Source organism: Pseudoalteromonas sp. Ld19 (assembly GCF_045064135.1).
Classification (GTDB): Bacteria; Pseudomonadota; Gammaproteobacteria; order Enterobacterales; family Alteromonadaceae; genus Pseudoalteromonas; species Pseudoalteromonas aliena.
Genome location: NZ_JBISHA010000019.1, coordinates 274822 through 293767, shown reverse-complemented (window position 1 = coordinate 293767; position 18946 = coordinate 274822). Strand labels below are relative to the sequence as shown.

The following is an 18946-nucleotide window of genomic DNA, read 5'->3' as shown; positions in this document are numbered from 1 at the left end:
TTTGATGATAAATTAATCGGAGATGAATATACTTACCTAAAATAAATGTAATATAAAAAGACGTTTACTGACCTATACGTTTGACACTACTATTGTTGGTATTGATTTCAGCGTTTTTTAGCATTTAAGTAAAATACTTGAAGTTAAAAGTAACAGAGCACTATTTGCTTTAGATGTTATTAACTCTGCTGTAATTAATCGCGTATCCTCGAAAGATATTCAACCGACACTTGTTACTGCTGATTTATTGGCAGTAAATACGTTGGTTTATAAAGTTTGAGAGGAGTTACATTTAACTAAAAACTTGCCTGTAGAACGTGTACTTAAAATTTGTAATAAGTTAAGACCGATGCTTATTCAAAAAGCTTTTAAGCATGATATGAATGAAGTCTATGTTAATACTATTGCAAAAAGCACGTTGTATATGGCCTAAAGAATGGAAACTTAATATGTTAAAAAAATCATTAACGTTAGCTTGTCTAACGTGTTTAGCACTATCAACAACTATGGTAAGTGCATCAGAGCCACTTAAAGATCGTGCTGTTATTCAATATATGAGTGCAGATATTTTACTGCCAGATAACTCAATGCTTAACGTTGATATGAGTTTTGATTGTGGTAGTGATTTTTCTAAAACGGCGATGATCATTACTAGTGATGCAGGTGCGCATTTACTTGCGACAGCATTTGCGAGTATGTATGGCAATGCTGCAGGGGATCAAGTTCTGCATAGCTGGAATACTAAAGTGAATGCAAGCGACCCTCGTAAACCAACATTCTTAGTTGTGACCCCTCCTGAAAATGCACATGAAAATTGGTATAAAAGTGCGATACCAAAAAGCGTTACAAAAACGTTAAATTACCAAGCAAGCTCATTAACATCTGATGATTTAGAAGTAACGATGCCAATTGTAAAGCCATATTGCGGCTCTAGAGACCATATACCTACAGTGTCGCAATAAGCCCACTAGGAATAGTGTAAGCCAATTAATTGGCAATAATAAGATGGACACCATTATGAAAAAGTTAATATTTTTACTCTTATTTATGTTGGGTAGTTTTAAATGTTTTGCGTTTAACATGCAACATTTGAACGCTGCTACCCAAGATAATAACAAGAACATATATTTTTCTTCACATGATGGTGTCTATCGTTTTGATGGTAGTCATTACCTTAACTTATCAACATTTTCTGATTTACCTAGGCGCTGGACCAGTGATGTTATTTTTCAATCACCAGGCTTTTTGTATATAGCGTATAAAGAGAAAGACGTATGGCAATTTAACTTAAACACGCTTGAAGCAACAAAGCTTAGTGATATTACTGCAATTAAATTGGCTGCTAATAATACGCATTTATTTATGTTAGGGAGAGAGCAATTAGCTTTACTTGATCTAGAAACATTAGAAGTTATTAAACCGCTAAGTAAAAAAACAAAAATGTTTGATGTATCTGCATCAGCTAACCACGGCTATGTTATGGCAAATGATGGTGTTTATGTTATTAATGCCAGTAGTACGCGATTGATAGATGATACAGATGTTAATAAGGGGGAGCTTGTTGCAACACCTTATGGTGTAGTTTATTTTTTAAATGATCATATGACTTCATATTCATATTTAAACGATGTGAAAATTGTTAATGACGAAATTACAAGTGCAAGACATCTACGTTTTTCACCTCCTTATTTTTTGTATTATGTTGACCGAGGTTCTATTAATCAAGCTGAAATAAATCAATTATCGGTATTACAAAAAAGCATAAACCCAAGGCCACAAGCTTATAAAGACTTGTTTGTTGATGATGAGCAGAACCTATGGGCATTAGATGTTAGTCACTTTGAGGTTGTTTCATCAAAGGTTAGGCTCGATCGCCTTACGGCTGCTTCTATTTATAATGTTATTGCAACAGTGAATGATAAAACTTGGGTAGGTACTGATGACGGACTCTATGCATATTCAGATGGCAAATATTTAGCACTTAATAATTTAAATCAGCAAATATCAAAACTTGGTTTCTCTGTCACGGCATTAAAGCAAGAAAGCGGTACCGTATTAGTTACAACTAATTTAGGTGCTTATGTTATTGACCTAAATACTGAGGTTGTGACACAGTTTTTTAAAGGTTATGTGATTAACCTAGCCATTATTGATAAACAAATTTACTTATCAACTAATGATGAAGGTGTGCAAATATTTAGTTCGGATCTTTCTCAAATTGATTCTGGGTATATCAATAAGTTCTTACCGCATGAGATTGTTTGGGCAACTAAAAAGCTTAAAGGTAAACTCTACATAGCAAATGAAAAAGGATTAATATCTTTCAACGATCGTGGTGATGCATCGATTGAACTTGAAAAATATGCACCTGTAGCTGATGTGCAATTGTTAGGTAATACGCTTTTTGCCGCAACTTATGGGAATGGTTTATTTAAAAAGGTTAATGGTAAGTGGGACTCAGTTGTTAGTCCTCTATACATTAATGAATTACATTCATTAAGTCAGGAGCTGTATTTATCTACCAATCATGGTATTCATAAGTTTAGTTTAGATGATGCGTACACTAACCTTTTAGAAGGTACTGGCGATCATTCTTTTACACCAAATGGAATTTTAAGTATTAGCGATAAAATTGTTGCGGTCAGCAATCAAGGTGTAATAAGAGTAAAAAGAAAGAGGCATGAAATCGTACCAAATAGCGGTATTAGTTACATTCAAACAAACACTAAAACTTATCTAAACCCTGAAACATTAAAGGTTAATAACTCTGCTTGGCTCGATATAGCTTTAACTAATTACATCTATACATTTAATGATCATATTAATTATCAATACCGCTTAAATATGAGTGAATGGCACGATATCCCTACTCCACTGATTCAATTAAACAAGCTAAATCCTGATGCTTATACTCTTGAATATAGAAGCAGAGTCGATGGAGCTGTTTGGAGTAAACCACAGTCATTTAGCTTTGATGTGAGTGGAGCATGGTATAGCTCAAATAGTGCAATGTGGTTTTATGCCTTTATAACCATTGGGCTGATTATATGCATTGCTGGCTTTATTTTCTTTTGGTTACAGAGTTTTCATCGTGTTTTTAAATCACACCAAACACAATTGCAGCGCGAAGGTTTAAGCGTTGCTGCCATTAACTTAGCAAACGGCATTGATTTATGTAATGGGAATGAAACTAGGCTGTGTGATGGATTAGTTAAGCTTAAAAAAGCACACGATATTTTAAATCCTATTGCAAATAGTCATGCAAGTTTAGGCCATAACGACTTGGCTACAGCTATCGATATGCTTCATGTTAAATGTTTATCAAGGGATGGTATTGACTCTGAATTTAATGTGACGCTAGGTAAAGATGTTCTTACCAAACAACTGCAATGTGATATATACGCGGTTTTATATCATGCTGTTGAGAATGTATTTAAACATGCAAGTGCGACTAAGATCACTGTGCACCTAAATAAAGTGGGTGACAAATTAATATTGCAAATAATTGACAATGGCAAAGGCTTATCAATACTCACTCGCTCTGTAAATTTTGGCCTTGGTTATTATGTTATCAATAGTATAGCCAAAGAATATAAGCAACCTATTAAACGTTCTTCTAGTAGAAAAGGCACGAAAGTGGTTGCCCAGTTCCCCATAATATTACAACCTAAGCCTATTCAGAGCAGAACTAAAAATGCGCAATTTATCTAACTTTAGAAATGTTCGCTTTGGTAGCGAAACAGCAGCCAACACCTTTATTAGCAACGAGGTAAGTGGGGAAAAGCCTGACGCTTAACTAATCCGTCAGTGTTGCCAAGTTTTGATCAAGGGGGAAGTCTCCGCACATTTAAAAAATTATTATTTCGTGCATGTTTTATGAATTTTAGTAAACGCAACGCAACGATGGCGTTTTTATTCATTAAAGCCATTGGTAATGATTAAACTAAAATGCCTGATGAATTTAGGTATAAATATGGGAATAAAAAAGCGCATTGAGTAGCTTTTAAATAGCCCCTAGATTGAACAAATTCAACCCTGAAAGGTCAATAGACCCTACGCTTTGCTTTAACTAAGGAGGTAACTGCCCTACTTCCATATTTTCTTTATGTTAACAGCGATTTAACCATTTCGATTAATACACTTTGCTTCACTGGTTTTAATAAAACACTATCAAAACCTAGGTTGAGGTATTCACTATCACTGGCTCCATTTTTATTTGCAGTATGCGCAATAATTTTTGTTGAAGCTGGGTTGATGTGTTTTTTCAGTTTTAGCATGGCATCAGTGCCTGTAAACTCAGGCATAACAATATCCATTAAAATAATATCGTAATTGCCTTGGGAAACCATTAGCATGGCTTCAATAGCACTTGGCGCAAAATCAATATTAAAATTATGCTCTGCAAGCATGGCTCTAATCACAATTTCAACTAAAGGGTCGTCATCAACTAAAAGTATATTGTGAGTTTTTTTTTGCACAGAGTGTTCAAATTTTGTTGCAATATCAACCATGTTAGTTGGCGTTTTTTTAGTTTTAGGCGTTGTTGTTACAAGCTCAAAAACATTATTTATAGGGGGGCTAATCAGCGGGATCACTAAAGCCGTGGAATTGATGGTTTTTTTATGCAAGTGTTTAATGGCTGAAATAGTATTTGCTCCCAATATTCGACTGAACAGTTAATAAGCTCCCCAACATAGTTAGGAGTACTTAGTGGTAAAACATCTAACGTTTAACTTCAGGAGTATTTCAGCAATTTTTAAGCCAAAGTTTTTGCTTAAAATATTAATATTTATTAATAAGATAATAAAGTATCTGCACTATTACAAATATAATTCGCAAAATGCAACGCCATATGCAAACAAGTTGTCCCTATAATATGGCGTTAGTATCAATTATTACAAGTTTGAGTTTGCACAAACAAAAGCGTATTCATTAAGTAAGTTAATGTAAGGCTGGTGTAAATGGAATGCTTTGGCAAATTTTTGCTTCAGCTACTAGTAATTCTTCTAGGCGAATATCAACGTCTTTTTTGTCGAAATATTCGTAAGCCAGTTCAACAAATAAGTTTTTATGCTTTTCTTCTGAGGCAGCAATAGCAGCATAAAACTCTTTTTCTTTTCCTTCTGGCAAGGCTTGGGCAACTAAAGAAAAGCGTTCATGGCCGCGTGCTTCAATTACACCACCAACGAGTAATCTATCCATTAAAAATTCATCACGACCGTTTCTAAATAAGCTGCGGATTTGTTTAATGTATGGATCTTTTTTGTCGTCACCTAAGTTTACGTCGCGTTCCATTAAAATTTTAAGCACTTCTTTAAAATGAATCATTTCTTCAAGCGCTAGATCTGTCATGGCTTTTACCAATTTTCGCTTATCTGGGTAATGCGACAACATAGACATGGCCATGCCAGATGCTTTTTTTTCTGCAGCGGCGTGATCTTGTAAAAAAGTATTAAAGTCAGCAAGGACAACCTCGGTCCATGCATATGGTGTGTGGTATTTTAATTCAAACATCTTCTATACAACTTAAATAATAATGCGGCGATTTTACCGTATTTGATTTAAAAAATCTTGTAAGGCAGTAATTTATCTATGCGCCCTTTGGCCGTAGATTCTACTTTTAACGGGTGCTTAATATCATTCCATGCGGTGACTTTACCGCCCATATTCATTTTTTCAAAATCAGTTTTATCACTTTTAAGTGCCAAAAAATTACACAGCTGTTTGTAACTGCGTGGCTTTGCTATATCAATAGATAAAAAGTCTTGCTGACGATTTTTAAAATATGTTTGAGCACTATTAAAGTGCGTGTTGTAACAGTTTGTTAAATAGTTATCGTCGTTAATGTTATGCAGTGATAATTCATTAAAGGTATTTAAATAACAGCGTTTTATATGGATATTAAAGCCCCCGTCTGTACGGGTTAAATTAGTGTGCATACGCGTTAAAAGTTGTTTTATTGAAGGAAGCCAGGCTGTAAGCTCTCGTTCTAAATAGATAAATTTAGAATGAGGATAATGAGTATCAAGCGTTTTAAAGTCATTAAATATGGGAGTGTCGGCAATGGCGGTGGCATTTTCAAAACAAGCATGAGTATACCCGGTATGGGCTGTTGTAATACCGAGTTCTAAAAATGCATGGCACACACTAGTTGTGCCGGTACGCGGTAAACCTATTATAAATATTTTGCTCATTAACTTTTCTTTAATTAGCCACGTGTCATTAGTAATACAAAGGCGCTAACAACTATGACTAAGAATGTTGCAATAGTACCAATTTGGCGATATTTCAGGCTTTTTTCTACTATGCCTAAATTTTGAAACACACGTCCAATCAATAAAGCACCGCCTAAGATGTGGCAGTAATGGCTTGCAAGCCCCTGGTACTCTGCTAAAAAAAGCAGTATTAAAGCAAGTGGTACATATTCCATAAAGTTTGCATGGGCACGCACAGCACGCTGCAGCGTTGTATTACCGTTATCACCTAACGATATTTGTTCTGCGCGGCGCACTTTTATTACGTTAAAGCTCAAATAAATGTAAAAGAATGCAAGTAATGCAGCATAAGTTGAAATGATCACGGCGTTTTCCTGTTATTTTTATCGCATAAGCATGCGCTCTATTATTGTGGACGTGATAATAACATATAAATTTGAGCAGCATTATCAGAAGTTTACTAAATGCCTATGCTAAGCTTAGGGTATTAAGTAAGTAGAAAAATACACAAGGATTTTATGTTTGTACCTCGCAAAGTAGCTAATAGTTATCGTGAAATGATCAACAGTATTGGCTTTTACCCTTCACTTCTTTCTGTTGCCTTTTTGGTATTTGCTATTATTACCATGTCGGTTGAATATTTAGCCCCAGTTGAACAGTTAAAGTCGTTTATCTCTGTGATACTTGTTGATAGCGCCGAAAACGCGCGTACTATTTTAAGTACCTTAGCGGGCAGTATTATTTCACTTACGGTGTTTAGTTTTTCGATGGTTATGGTTGTTTTAAACTCGGCCAGTGCGAGTTTATCGCCCCGTGTTGTACCTGGCCTTATTACTCGTAAATCACATCAAATGGTATTAGGGTTTTATTTAGGCAGTATAATTTATTCTATTATTATGCTCATCAATATTAACAAGCTTGATGGTGGCAATACTGCGATCCCATCAATCGGCGTATTATTTGCGCTTGTGTTTGGTTTAATCTCGTTAGGGTTATTTGTATTTTTTATCCATTCAATTTCTCGCGCCATTCAGGTTGATAATGTGTTAAATGGGTTGTTTAGCCAAACTAAAAGAGAAATAAAAGCCATTATACAAAGGCAGCAAGACAACCCCGTAGAAAACTTTCCTGACTTTGAGCAATGGCAATCTATAAGCAGTAAAACCGAGGGGTATTATAAAGGCGTGCATACCGACAAGCTGTGTGCCATTTTGGCAGAGGAAAATATAAAAGTGTATATTTCTGTTAACCAAGGCTATTTTACCGTTAAAGGCTACCCATTTTTAAAGTGTAATAAAGATATATCAAACAACGAAGTACTTATAAATAAAATTTTAGACTGCTTTATTTTTTATATTGAAGAGTACATAAGTGATCATTATCGTTATGGTTTAACGCAAATATCAGAAATTGCAGTTAAAGCAATGAGCCCAGGTATAAACGATCCAGGTACTGCGGTTAAATCGATTGATATGCTTAGTATTTTACTTATTCAACGACTTTCAATTAACGATATTAATTACTCATTTAAGCACAGCGAGAGCGGCCCATTGTTGTATTCACACGAAACCAGTTTTGATGAACTGCTACACGACAACTTTACACCACTTAGAAATTATGCAAAGGGCGACGCCTACGTAATGACGAATGTACTTGAGGCGTTTAAAAATATTTTGTTTGTAGCGCACCAATATACGGACGCACGAAATAGTCTATTTAATTACTTAAATGCGATTGTGGATGACATAAATGAGCATGTTACTAATGCGTACGACAGACGTGAAATTACTAATATGTTAAATGCAATCACCCGTATCAGTGAAGAGCAAGGTAAAGAATTGGTGGCGCGTTTTGAGCACCACCAAAAGTAAATTTAATCTATGTAGTACACAGCGTAGCTTGAAGCCGTTACTTTAATTTCTCCCGCATGATAGGCATCCGGTACGTAGTTACTTGGTGCGCTATCTGCCATCATCACTTTCTCGGCGCGCATGTATGGCTGCGACTGTACGTTCAATGGACTAAGGGATGCAGAATATAAGCCTTTTAAGTCAACCCCATAATCTTCACTAAACTCTTTTGCAGCATCACGCGCATCTTTTATTGCCAGTTTTTGAGCTTTTTTATGTAGCTCGTTGTAATTACTTGCTAAAAACTGCGTTTGATTAATTTCGTTAATCCCGTTATTAACTAAACTTTGTAGTAACTTAGGGTATTTATTTATATCGCTAAGTTTTACAGTTAAGGTACGGGCAACTCTAAACCCTTTAAAATCTTGATTACCTGTTGTACGGTTATATTGATTATCGCGGTTTATTGAAATTTGCCCTGCGTTTATATCGCCCTGCAAAACACCCATTTCTTTAACAAGTTTAATGGCCTTAGCCATAGTTAAATCAGTTTTGTTTTTAGCCGCAATTAAGTCTTTATCAATTTCGGTAATACCCACACTAATTTGTACGTAATCTGGCATTGTAGTAAGTGTGGCTTCGCCTTTTACATAAATATGAGGAGCGTCGGGAGTTGCCGCTGCGAGTGTGTTAAAGCTCAGTGCGCTTAAAGTCAACGCGGTGCCTAAAACGAGAGTCAGAGTTTTCATAAGTCGATCCTTTAATTTAGTTGATCCTATTAAAGAGCCTACGTGGTTAATTAGCGATGAACAAGCACAAAAAAACAGGCAATTGCCTGTTTTTTGTTAAGTGTTGTAACTAACGTTACAACAAGTTGCACGTTAAATTACGTATAGGTGCAATTAAATACTGCTGCGCTTGTAGTTGCGGTATTTAGGTAACCAGTAGTTTTTATCAATGGCTGCCCATAATGCATCATCAGAAATCTCAAGAGCGACGCCCTCTTCAATTGCTTTTTTAGCTATGGCAAATGCAATTCGCTTACTCAATGTTTCTATTTCTGTTAGCGCTGGTAATAAACTGCCAGCACCCGTATTAGCACGAGGAGACGACTCAGCAAGCATTTCGCTAGACACACTTAACATTTCATCTGTAATACGTGTTGCTTTAGCGGCTATAACGCCTAAACCAATACCAGGGAAAATATAACTGTTATTGCATTGTGGGATTGGGAACGTTTCGCCGTTGTATTCAACCGGTGCAAACGGGCTGCCTGTTGCTACAAGTGCTTTACCGTCTGTCCATTTAATAACATCTTCTGGGTGAGCTTCTACCTGTTTAGATGGGTTACTTAATGGAAAAATAATTGGCTGCTCACAATTTGCGTGCATTGCGCGTATTACTTGTTCAGTGAATAAACCAGGTTGGCCTGAAACACCAATTAAAATATCTGGTTGTGCACAGTGCATTACATCAAGTAATGATGCGTATTCGCCACTGTAAGTCCACTCATTTAGCGAGCCTTGCGGTTGCGCGAGTGCTTGTTGAAAATCACGTAAACCTTGCATACCCTCTGATAATAAACCAAAGCGGTCGACCATAAAAACTTGGCTACGTGCTTGAGCTTCAGTGATGCCTTCAAACACCATTTGGCTAATTATTTGCTCAGCAATACCACAGCCGGCAGAGCCCGCACCAACAAATACTACTTTTTGTTGGCTTAGCGTTGAATTTTTAACACGACATGCCGCAAGTAAAGACCCGACTGTTACAGCCGCAGTGCCTTGAATATCATCATTAAAGCTACAAATTTCATCGCGATAACGTTTTAGTAATGGCATTGCATTTGGCTGTGCAAAATCTTCAAACTGCAGTAATACATTTGGCCAGCGGCGCTTAACGGCTTTAATAAATAAATCTAAAAACTCATCGTACTCATCTTGAGCAATACGTTTGTGACGTGCGCCCATGTACATTGGGTCGTTTAACAGTTTTTCGTTATTAGTACCCACATCAAGCATGACAGGTAATGTGTACGCCGGACTAATGCCACCACACGCAGTGTAAAGTGATAATTTGCCGATTGGGATACCCATGCCGCCAATACCTTGATCGCCAAGGCCTAAAATACGTTCACCATCGGTAACAACAATGACTTTCACTTTGCCTTTTGTTGCATTGCGTAAAATGTCATCAATTTGAAAACGATCTTCATATGAAATAAATAAGCCACGTGCGCTGCGGTATATATCTGAGAATTTTTCACAGGCGTCACCCACTGTAGGGGTGTAAATAATAGGCATCATTTCTTCAAGATGATCGCGCACTAAACGGTAGTAAAGTGTTTCGTTGTTATCTTGAATCGCACGTAAGTATATGTGCTTATTGAGATTATCGGTAAAGCTAGAGTACTGCTGATAACAACGCTCTACTTGCTCTTCTATTGTTTCAAAGCGAGGAGGTAACAAGCCAGCAAGGTTGAAGTTTTCGCGTTCTTTTTTACTAAAGGCACTGCCTTTATTTAATAGCGGTGTTTCAATTAGGCCAGGGCCAGCATGATGAATATAAAGGTAATTTGGATCAGTATTTGTTGTCATATTTCCAGGCTTTAACGAAGTCTTAAGTTATGATCTGCCATTATCATTGTTAAAGGTAAAATTGCAATGAGTATGGAACTTGTCAGACCATTGAGAATATACAAACACGAGCTTTACTCGTGCTTGTATTATACATAAATTAAAATTTAATAGTGGCGTTTTTATCAGTTAAATCAGATAACGCGACCCCTTCACGGCGAGGATCAGCGCCGCCGTATAATTTGTTGTTTTTAACTTCAACGGCATGTAAACCCGAGTTTAAATCGAGCACTCGCACATTATGACCGCGCTTAGTAAGCAAAGGTGCAATGGCTTCAAGGGCTGTGCCTTTTTCAAGGCTGGTGTAATCGTTGCGATTTGTTGTGCGCGGTAGATTAATGGCCTCTTGAGCTGATAAATTCCAGTCAATAACACCTACAACTACTTGTGCTACGTAATCTATAATACGACTGCCGCCAGGTGAACCTACCACTAAACGTAAACTGCCATCTTTATTAAATACCATCACCGGTGACATAGAGCTACGCGGGCGTTTACCTGCCTCTACTCGGTTTGCTACAAGCTTGCCATTTTTACGCGGTGAAAGTGAAAAGTCAGTGAGTTGGTTATTTAAAATAAATCCGTTAACCATCACCGTAGAGCCAAATGCCATCTCTATTGAGCTGGTCATCGACACTGCATTGCCTTTACTATCAACAATCGATACGTGCGAAGTAGAGGGTAACTCGTAAGAATCATCCGCTGCATAGCTTAAATAATCAACTGGATCACCGGCCACTGCTGGCTGATCTGTATCAGTGATTAATTTAGCACGAGAAGCAATGTAGTCTTTATCTAGCAATTCTTTAGTGGGTACTTGAGTGAAATCTGGATCGCCCATATACATATCGCGATCGGCAAATGCTATGCGTGAAGCTTGACTAAAATAATGAATCGCTTTTTCATCATTTGGCTTAAACGCGCTCATATTTTTATGTTCAAGCAAGCCTAGCATTTGTAATACAGCTACACCGCCACTGCTTGGTGGTGCCATTGAACATACATTGTACGCACGGTATTGAATACACACAGCATCGCGCTCTTTGCTTTTGTAAGCGGCTAAATCTTGTACACTGAGTTTGCCAGGCGCTATGGAAGAATTTTGTACCGCCTTAACCATTTTTTTAGCATTATCGCCTTTATAAAATGCATCAATACCCTGCTTTGCGATGTCTTTGTATAAATCAGCCAGTGGTTGGTTTTGTTTAAGCGTACCCGCTGCAATCAATTTACCATTAGGGTAAAAGTACTCATTTATTACTGGCATACTCATTACGCCTGGGTTTAACTGACGTGCTAATAAGCCGTGTAAACGCGGCGATACAACAAAGCCTTGCTCAGCAAGTTCAATGGCTGGTTTAAATAACTCACTCCATGGGAGTGTTCCGTATTGCTTATGCGCGCTTGCAAAGGCATGTAAAATACCAGGAACGCCCACAGAGCGCCCGCCTACTACGGCTTCAATCCATTTTACCGCTTTGCCGTGTTTATCTAAAAACAGCGTGTCGTCTGCGTTTGCTGGTGCTGTTTCACGACCATCAAAACTAGTCAGCTTGTTGTTTGCTTTGTTGTAGTACAACATAAATGTACCACCACCAATGCCTGATGATTGCGGCTCAACCAAAGTAAGTACAAGCTGCGTGGTAATAGCGGCGTCTATGGCACTGCCGCCTTGCGCTAAAATTTGCTGACCTGCGCGTGAAGCATATGGGTTTGCAGCTGCAAGCATATACTTGTTACCTGTCACCTCTTGTTTATGAATAAGCCCTGTTGCGGCTTCTGGCTCGCGAGTTTCAATTACTTGCTGTGCAAAAGAAGGCAGTGTTACTGCGCACAGCGTAATGGCTAATAATGAGTTAAGTTTAAAATGCATAAAAAGTCTAAAAACACTTAATGACGATAAGATAATTGGCATCTTAAAGTTAAACGGGCACAATATGCAAAAATTTATACTAAAAAATGACAATAAAATGCTTAATTTACCACTGCAGCCTCGCTATTTATTACCGCCTATAATTTTGCTGCTTTTTAGCACCACTTTTGCTGCATTTGATTTAAATAATTTACTAGAATTTAACCGTGAGCTTGTCAACCAAGGTGAATTATGGCGTATATTTACCAGCCAGTTTGTTCATGCTAACTGGGCACACTTGGGATTAAATGCCAGCGGTATTTTATTAATTTGGTTGCTGCATGGCGAATACACATCACCTACTCGCTACGCTTTTAATACAAGTGCGCTAGCACTGTGGTGTGGTTTAGGTGTATATTGGTTTTGCCCTGGCATACATATTTACACCGGATTAAGTGCTCTACTGCATGGTGTAATTATTTGGGGCGCTGTTAAAGATATAACCGTAGGACTAAAATCGGGTTATTTATTGTTTATAGGCGTATGGATAAAAATAGCGTTTGAGCAATTTAGTGGCCCAAGTACCGATATAGAAAAACTAATTGACTCGACGGTGGCCGTTGACGCGCATTTAATTGGTGTTATTGGCGGGACTCTGCTTGCCATCCCATTGGCTATAGAACTCTTTAAAAAGAAAAAATAAAGTTAGATTTTGTTCAACCTAATAAAAACGCCGCATTAGTTAACTAATGCGGCGTTTTTGTTTTTATACTTTAAGGGTTAAAGATTAAAGCGTTTCTTTAAATAACTTATGAATACGGCGGTATTCGTCTAACCAACTTGAAGGCTGCACAAAACCATGCGGTTCAACAGGAAATATTGCTGTTTCAAAGTTTTCTTTTTCAAGCTCAATTAAACGCTGTACTAAACGCACTGAATCTTGAAAAAATACGTTATCGTCAACCATTGGCGCATTGATCAATAAGCGCTTGTTTAAACCTTCAGCGTAGTAAATTGGTGAGCTGCGCTCATACGCAATAGGATCAACATCTGGGTGATTTAGAATATTAGCGGTGTAACCCGTATTGTAATGCGCCCAATCGGTTACTGGTCGCAGTGCTGCACCTGATTGAAACAATTCAGGGGCTGTAAATAGCGCCATAAAGGTCATAAAGCCGCCGTATGAGCCGCCATAAGTTCCCACAGCCTTAGTATCAACGTTGGCATTTTTCGCCATCCATTTTACGCCGTCAGCCAAATCTTGTGTTTCGGGAGTTCCCATTTGACGATAAATTGCAGTACGCCAATCACGTCCGTAACCTTTAGATGCGCGGTAATCCATATCCATTACTATATAACCTTCGTCTGCTAGTAATGAATGGAACATAAACTCACGAAAATAAACCGAAAATCCCATGTGTGAGTTTTGTAAATAACCCGCGCCGTGGTTAAAAATAACCGCTTTACGGTTTTTACCGACTTCGCCCTCTACATAATCAGCTGGGTAGTACACTTTGGCGTATATGGGTTGTGAAGTATGACTCGAAGGCACAGCAACAATTTTTGGTGCAGTTAGCTTTTTCGATAAAAATTCATCCGACACAGTATGCGTCAAACGTGTTGCTTGTGTATTTGCTTTAGCATCAGCAACGTAAAGCTCATTAGGCATGGTAATCGTAGAGTGCTTAAGCAGTAACTGGCTTTCATCTGGGCTTAATGTGTAGTCAGTCATCCCGTTTAAATCGGTAATTTGCTCGCTGTTACCCGTTTGTGGGTTAACGCGATAAATTTCGTACAGACCTGGATGCTCAACATTTGCTTTATAATAGATTGCGCTGTCGTCGCGTGTAAGCGTTAAGTTCGAAACCTCAAATTGGCCTTGTGTAAGCGCGGTTGCTTTACCATTTAGTGGCTTTTTATAAAGTTGGCTGTAACCCGACTCTTCCGATAAGTAGTAAAGCGTGTTTGAATTATGTAACCAACCAAAATCATTAAATGCGTAAGCTATCCATGCATCATCATGCAAGCGATGCTGCGAAACTAATGTATTATTTTCAAAATCAACAGTTGCAAGCCAGCGGTCTTTGTTATCCCACGCTTCAAGCATAATAGCGACGTGTGAGCCGTCGTCATTCCACACGATTGTGCTTTGCTCAAATCCCCAATCCATAATAAGATTTATGCCACGCGGGGCTTTTTTAGATGTGTATGTTTTGCCTTCCCGTGCATAGTTTTCTTTTTTTACTGAGGCTAAAACGTCTTCATCAAAGCCTGGCAACGTATCAAACGAAAGCGACTTTTGGCTTTTATCTTTTAAATTAATGTATACAAGCTCTGACGTTTCTTCTTTTGCATCAGCTACACGACGGCGCGCTTTTTTAGGGTCGATAGTCGCATCATCAGTGATGTAGTTTGGCATAATATCGCCATCACTGCGCCACCCTGTTTGCTTTTGCACAACAACTAATAACGCATCACCATTGGGCGAAAGCTGCACTTCAGCAACGGTATTTCCATCACCTAAATAATAAGCCGTATTAGCAATTGACGTATTTTGCTCATTTAACAATTCATTACGAGCTTGCCTGTCTTTTTTGTTTTTTTGCTCAAGTGCAACAAATTTAATCAATTTATGCTGCTCTTTAGCAATGTACGTACTGGGCTCTGTTACGCCCTCTGGTTTGTTTACTAGCTTTAAGTTAGCAAGTTCAGAGGTTAAACCCGTTACTAAGTCGGCTTTAAAAAATACATTACCTTGGCGATATGCCAATGTACCATCATTTAAAAATTGTGGTTTAGACTCAGCCGCTGATGTTTGTGTAATTTGCTTAATGGTGTTTGTTTTAATGTTTTTAACAAACACATTGCCTTTAAAAGTATAGGCCTGAAGTGATTTATCTTTTGAGTAAACGGCATTTTTAGCGCCTAGCATGTGCAGCTTATTAAGTGCCACTTGCTGTGCTGTTTGGCTAGTAATTGCTTGGCTATAAAAATCTCTAAGTGTGCTACCTCGCTCTTTTTGAGCATAAATAACGGTTGTTGAATCGGCTGACCAAAACGCGTTTTCTGGCTGATTACCCATCCAATCAGGGTGAGCCATTGCTTGTTCTAACGTAATGTTTTGCGATCCGGTATCGGCTGGTGTGTTTACAACCGCAGCAACCTTGGTTGCTGGTAACGCATTTTGCTGTGATGAAGAGGTGTTAGCCGTCGCGCTACAACCTGCAAGCACAATACTTGAAGCAACAGCTAAGGCCACTAACGTTTTAGATGAAGAAAAATTAAAAATCATAGTGCTTCTATACGGTTATTATAATTAGGCCGTATTTAAGCAGAAGCACTCAAGTTATTGCAATTTTTTAAGATAAATAACGATTAAACAGGGTAAAGCTCAGTTTACTCAAGCTTATTCAACAATTAAATCGAGCCACACCAATCGGTGATCACTTGATGCGTTTCTATCTTTAATTAAGCGATACTGCTCGCTTGTTTTAGTAGGCCAAAACACGCCTCCACTTTTAACGCTTAAACCATAGTTTGATGGTAGAACGTAATCGACACGGGCCTGCCAGTTAGCGGTGTAATTTTGTGCATAAGACTCTTTATACTGCTCCTTTGCGCCTTCACTTTTTGGCACAAAGCTGGCGTTAATAAGTGAATTTTTAAGAAGTAAATCAGTTGTCATAACACGTGCTTTATCGCCTTCAGGGGATGCATTTAAATCGCCTAAAATCACAAAACGAGACTGTGCTTTTAATCCACCTTTTTGGCCGTTATCGTCATAAATGTAATTTGCGTTTGTTACGTAATCGGCAATTAACCTTATTTCATCATGGTTACGTTTACCATTACGATCTTCTTCGCCGTCAAATACTGGTGGTGTTGGGTGGGACGCTAATATATGCACAGTCTTATTGTTAACGTTGATTGGTAAATCCCAAAACGATTTTGAGCTGAGCCTAAGCGCCTGCCACTCTTGTTTGTTATACCAGTTTTCAGCTGTTTTTGGCATAACCGGCATTTGCGCGTTTGGCATATCTTTATATTTAAAGGTTTGCAGCGTTCTTATTTTTTCAAAATCAATTGGGTATTTTGAAAGGAGCGCCATACCGTAATGCCCTTCAAAAAAACCAAAGCCTTGTGCATCCCCCATCACTGCATTTTTTTTGCCATCGTTATCTAAATCAAATTCGGTGGCTAATCCCGCATTTACTGGCGCTATGTAAGAATAAGCATAGTTGATTGCGTCTTGTTTTTGCTGGCTAACGTTGAGGTAATGTTTATTGAAATACTCAACACCTTGCTCTTTAGGGATATAATCAAATTCATTAAGCAAAACAATATCAGGGCGAACACGTTGAATAATTTCAGCGATGTTTTTAATCTGTTGGTTATTTGATTTAAGTGCATTGATTAATGCATCACTTTTAATTGGCTGATCTTTAGCGGTGTGATTAGTGGCATCCATACTCACATTAAAAGTCGCCACGCGTAAGGTGTCTGCAGCAAAAGAATGTGTACTAAAAGTAGCTGCAACAAGCAGTGCGCTATAAATTGCTTTGATTTTCATGTCGTGATTTCACTTATAAAATAATGGTCTTAGCTATTATTTCATAAACGAAGGAATTTGTGCTTTTTTAAATTTTAAAAATGCCGAGCAAGCTCAGCATTTTTAAGTTGTGCATAATACTAATTTCATGCAATTGGTATAACGTTTAGTGCAAGATTAACTGTGCGGCAGCTTTTAAAATGCCAGGATATTCTTGCTCTGGCAAAAAATCGCTAAGCTCCCCCAACTTATCTGCAAGATCATTCATGCTTGCAGCAGATACATTTATATGACCCATTTTACGTCCTTGCTTTGCAGTTTTACCGTACCAATGGCTTGTAACATCAGAGACTTTTAAAACATCGAATGGAATACTTGCTTGGCCTAAAACATTTATCATCGCGGTGATTTGTTTAAGTTCGGTGTTACCTAGAGGTAAACCTGCAACAGCGCGCATATGGTTTTCAAACTGCGAGCAATGACAACCTTGCTGTGTCCAATGGCCTGAGTTATGAACACGTGGGGCAATTTCGTTAACAAGTAACGTGCCTTGTACATCAAAAAACTCTATAGCCAATACGCCAACGTAGTTAAGCTCGTTTGCTATTTTTGTAAATGCATCGTTAGCCTGCGCTTCAAGGTTTTTGTTATTTTTACCAGCAATAGAGAGCGTTAACACACCATTAGTGTGCTCATTCTCGGTTAGCGGATAAATAGCCACATTACCGTGTTTATCGCGCGCACCAATAATTGACACTTCGCGATCAAACGGGATCATTTTTTCAGCAATAATAGTGTGCGGTGTTTGCTCAGTACCCGATGCAATAAAATCAGCCATTTCTGACCAAATTTGCTCTATTTGATTATCCGATTTTAAACGCCATTGCCCTTTACCATCGTAACCTGCTTGGCATGTTTTAATAACCAGTGGCTTACCTAGAGTTTTAACAGCGTTTTCAAGATGTGCTTTTTCGGTAATTAATTGATACGGTGCACACGCAACACCTGTTTTATCAAGTAATGCTTTTTCAAGCGAGCGATCGCCACCGGTTTTAATCGCGGCTTTACCTGGGTAAAACTTATTGCTGTTACAGCAAAGTGTGAGTACGTCATCAGGAATATGCTCAAACTCTGCCGTAATTGCATCAGCGTTTAATATCGCTTGCTCAAGCGACGTGGCATAAACCTCGCCTGTTAACGGGTGCTTAATTTGCTTGCTAGCTACATCGTACGCCACTACGTTTAAATTTAGCGGTGCGCCGGCAAGACTCATCATACGTGCAAGTTGCCCTGCACCTAATATTAAAATATTCATTATTACTCTGCAGGATTTGGATTAGCTAATATAGTGTCGGTTTGAGCTTTACGAAACGCTTCAATTTTTGCAAAAATTTCTGGATTTTGACATCCTAAAATTTGTGCCGCTAATAAACCTGCATTTGCAGCGCCAGGTTCGCCAATAGCAAGTGTGCCTACAGCAACGCCTTTAGGCATTTGGCAAATAGATAAAAGTGAATCAACACCATTTAATGCTTTTGATTTTACCGGCACGCCAAGTACAGGAAGCGATGTGAATGCTGCTGCCATACCCGGTAAATGTGCTGCGCCGCCAGCGCCCGCTATAATTACTTTAATACCACGTTCTGCGGCTGAGCTTGCGTAGTCGGCTAGAAGTTGAGGAGTGCGGTGTGCAGACACGACTTTTGTTTCGTACTTAATGCCAAAGTGTTCTAGCATAAGGGCTGCATGTTCCATGGTTGGCCAATCTGATTTAGAACCCATAATAATGCCAACAGTCATAAATACTCCTCAGTAATGTATTTTAAAAAAATAGCGGACTTATG

At 38.3% G+C, this 18946-nt stretch carries 15 protein-coding genes; 4 read left to right on the top strand and 11 right to left on the bottom strand.

Annotation, left to right across the window (positions count from 1 at the left end; genetic code table 11):
* Positions 1-449 precede the first annotated feature (449 nt).
* Positions 450-962 carry a hypothetical protein gene (locus ACJJVZ_RS11090; RefSeq protein ID WP_237070435.1) on the top strand — a complete coding sequence of 171 codons (513 nt, stop codon included), beginning with the start codon at positions 450-452 and terminating at the stop codon, positions 960-962.
* 55 nt (positions 963-1017) lie between these two features.
* The gene (locus ACJJVZ_RS11085) at positions 1018-3711 is read left to right on the top strand and encodes an ATP-binding protein (RefSeq protein ID WP_405600424.1); all 2694 of its coding nucleotides are present in this window, start codon (positions 1018-1020) and stop codon (positions 3709-3711) included.
* A 392-nt stretch (positions 3712-4103) separates the two neighbouring features.
* On the opposite strand, the gene ACJJVZ_RS11080 is transcribed toward ACJJVZ_RS11085, so the two are convergent.
* The 4 genes from ACJJVZ_RS11080 to ACJJVZ_RS11065 all read right to left on the bottom strand — a co-directional run bounded on the left by ACJJVZ_RS11080 (position 4104) and on the right by ACJJVZ_RS11065 (position 6580).
* Complete coding sequence (locus ACJJVZ_RS11080; RefSeq protein ID WP_405600422.1) at positions 4104-4595, bottom strand: response regulator; 492 nt, start codon at positions 4593-4595, stop codon at positions 4104-4106.
* Positions 4596-4941: 346 nt separating this feature from the next.
* Positions 4942-5514, bottom strand: a complete 573-nt coding sequence (locus tag ACJJVZ_RS11075) for a tRNA-(ms[2]io[6]A)-hydroxylase (protein WP_405600420.1) — start codon at positions 5512-5514, stop codon at positions 4942-4944.
* 47 nt (positions 5515-5561) lie between these two features.
* A complete protein-coding gene (locus ACJJVZ_RS11070; RefSeq protein WP_405600419.1) occupies positions 5562-6194 on the bottom strand; it encodes a sulfotransferase in 633 nt (210 codons plus the stop codon).
* 14 nt (positions 6195-6208) lie between these two features.
* Positions 6209-6580 (bottom strand): MAPEG family protein, encoded by a 372-nt coding sequence (locus ACJJVZ_RS11065; protein ID WP_193155362.1) that lies wholly within the window; start codon positions 6578-6580, stop codon positions 6209-6211.
* Positions 6581-6733: 153 nt separating this feature from the next.
* Here ACJJVZ_RS11065 and ACJJVZ_RS11060 point away from each other — a divergent pair, with 153 nt between their 5' ends.
* Positions 6734-8086 carry a DUF2254 domain-containing protein gene (locus ACJJVZ_RS11060; protein ID WP_405600417.1) on the top strand — a complete coding sequence of 451 codons (1353 nt, stop codon included), beginning with the start codon at positions 6734-6736 and terminating at the stop codon, positions 8084-8086.
* A gap of 2 nt (positions 8087-8088) precedes the next feature.
* Here ACJJVZ_RS11060 and ACJJVZ_RS11055 read toward each other — a convergent pair whose 3' ends face one another.
* From ACJJVZ_RS11055 to ggt, 3 genes are all read right to left on the bottom strand, one after another.
* Complete coding sequence (locus tag ACJJVZ_RS11055; RefSeq protein WP_405600414.1) at positions 8089-8814, bottom strand: SIMPL domain-containing protein; 726 nt, start codon at positions 8812-8814, stop codon at positions 8089-8091.
* Between the two features lie 153 nt (positions 8815-8967).
* On the bottom strand, positions 8968-10662 hold the full coding sequence (locus ACJJVZ_RS11050) for an NAD-dependent malic enzyme (RefSeq protein ID WP_405600412.1): 1695 nt from the start codon (positions 10660-10662) through the stop codon (positions 8968-8970).
* A gap of 139 nt (positions 10663-10801) precedes the next feature.
* Positions 10802-12574, bottom strand: coding sequence for a gamma-glutamyltransferase (ggt, locus tag ACJJVZ_RS11045; protein WP_405600410.1), 1773 nt, complete (start codon positions 12572-12574; stop codon positions 10802-10804).
* A gap of 64 nt (positions 12575-12638) precedes the next feature.
* Here ggt and rrtA point away from each other — a divergent pair, with 64 nt between their 5' ends.
* Positions 12639-13256: a rhombosortase gene (rrtA, locus tag ACJJVZ_RS11040; RefSeq protein WP_237070433.1), complete on the top strand. Its 618-nt coding sequence runs from the start codon at positions 12639-12641 to the stop codon at positions 13254-13256.
* 84 nt (positions 13257-13340) lie between these two features.
* Here the strand turns inward: rrtA and ACJJVZ_RS11035 are convergent, their stop codons facing one another.
* The 4 genes from ACJJVZ_RS11035 to purE all read right to left on the bottom strand — a co-directional run bounded on the left by ACJJVZ_RS11035 (position 13341) and on the right by purE (position 18902).
* A complete protein-coding gene (locus ACJJVZ_RS11035; RefSeq protein WP_405600407.1) occupies positions 13341-15845 on the bottom strand; it encodes a S9 family peptidase in 2505 nt (834 codons plus the stop codon).
* 114 nt (positions 15846-15959) lie between these two features.
* Positions 15960-17123, bottom strand: a complete 1164-nt coding sequence (locus ACJJVZ_RS11030) for an endonuclease/exonuclease/phosphatase family protein (RefSeq protein ID WP_405600405.1) — start codon at positions 17121-17123, stop codon at positions 15960-15962.
* A gap of 145 nt (positions 17124-17268) precedes the next feature.
* Positions 17269-18417 carry a 5-(carboxyamino)imidazole ribonucleotide synthase gene (locus tag ACJJVZ_RS11025; RefSeq protein WP_405600403.1) on the bottom strand — a complete coding sequence of 383 codons (1149 nt, stop codon included), beginning with the start codon at positions 18415-18417 and terminating at the stop codon, positions 17269-17271.
* Between the two features lie 2 nt (positions 18418-18419).
* A complete protein-coding gene (gene purE, locus ACJJVZ_RS11020) occupies positions 18420-18902 on the bottom strand; it encodes a 5-(carboxyamino)imidazole ribonucleotide mutase (protein ID WP_002962540.1) in 483 nt (160 codons plus the stop codon).
* Positions 18903-18946 lie beyond the last annotated feature (44 nt).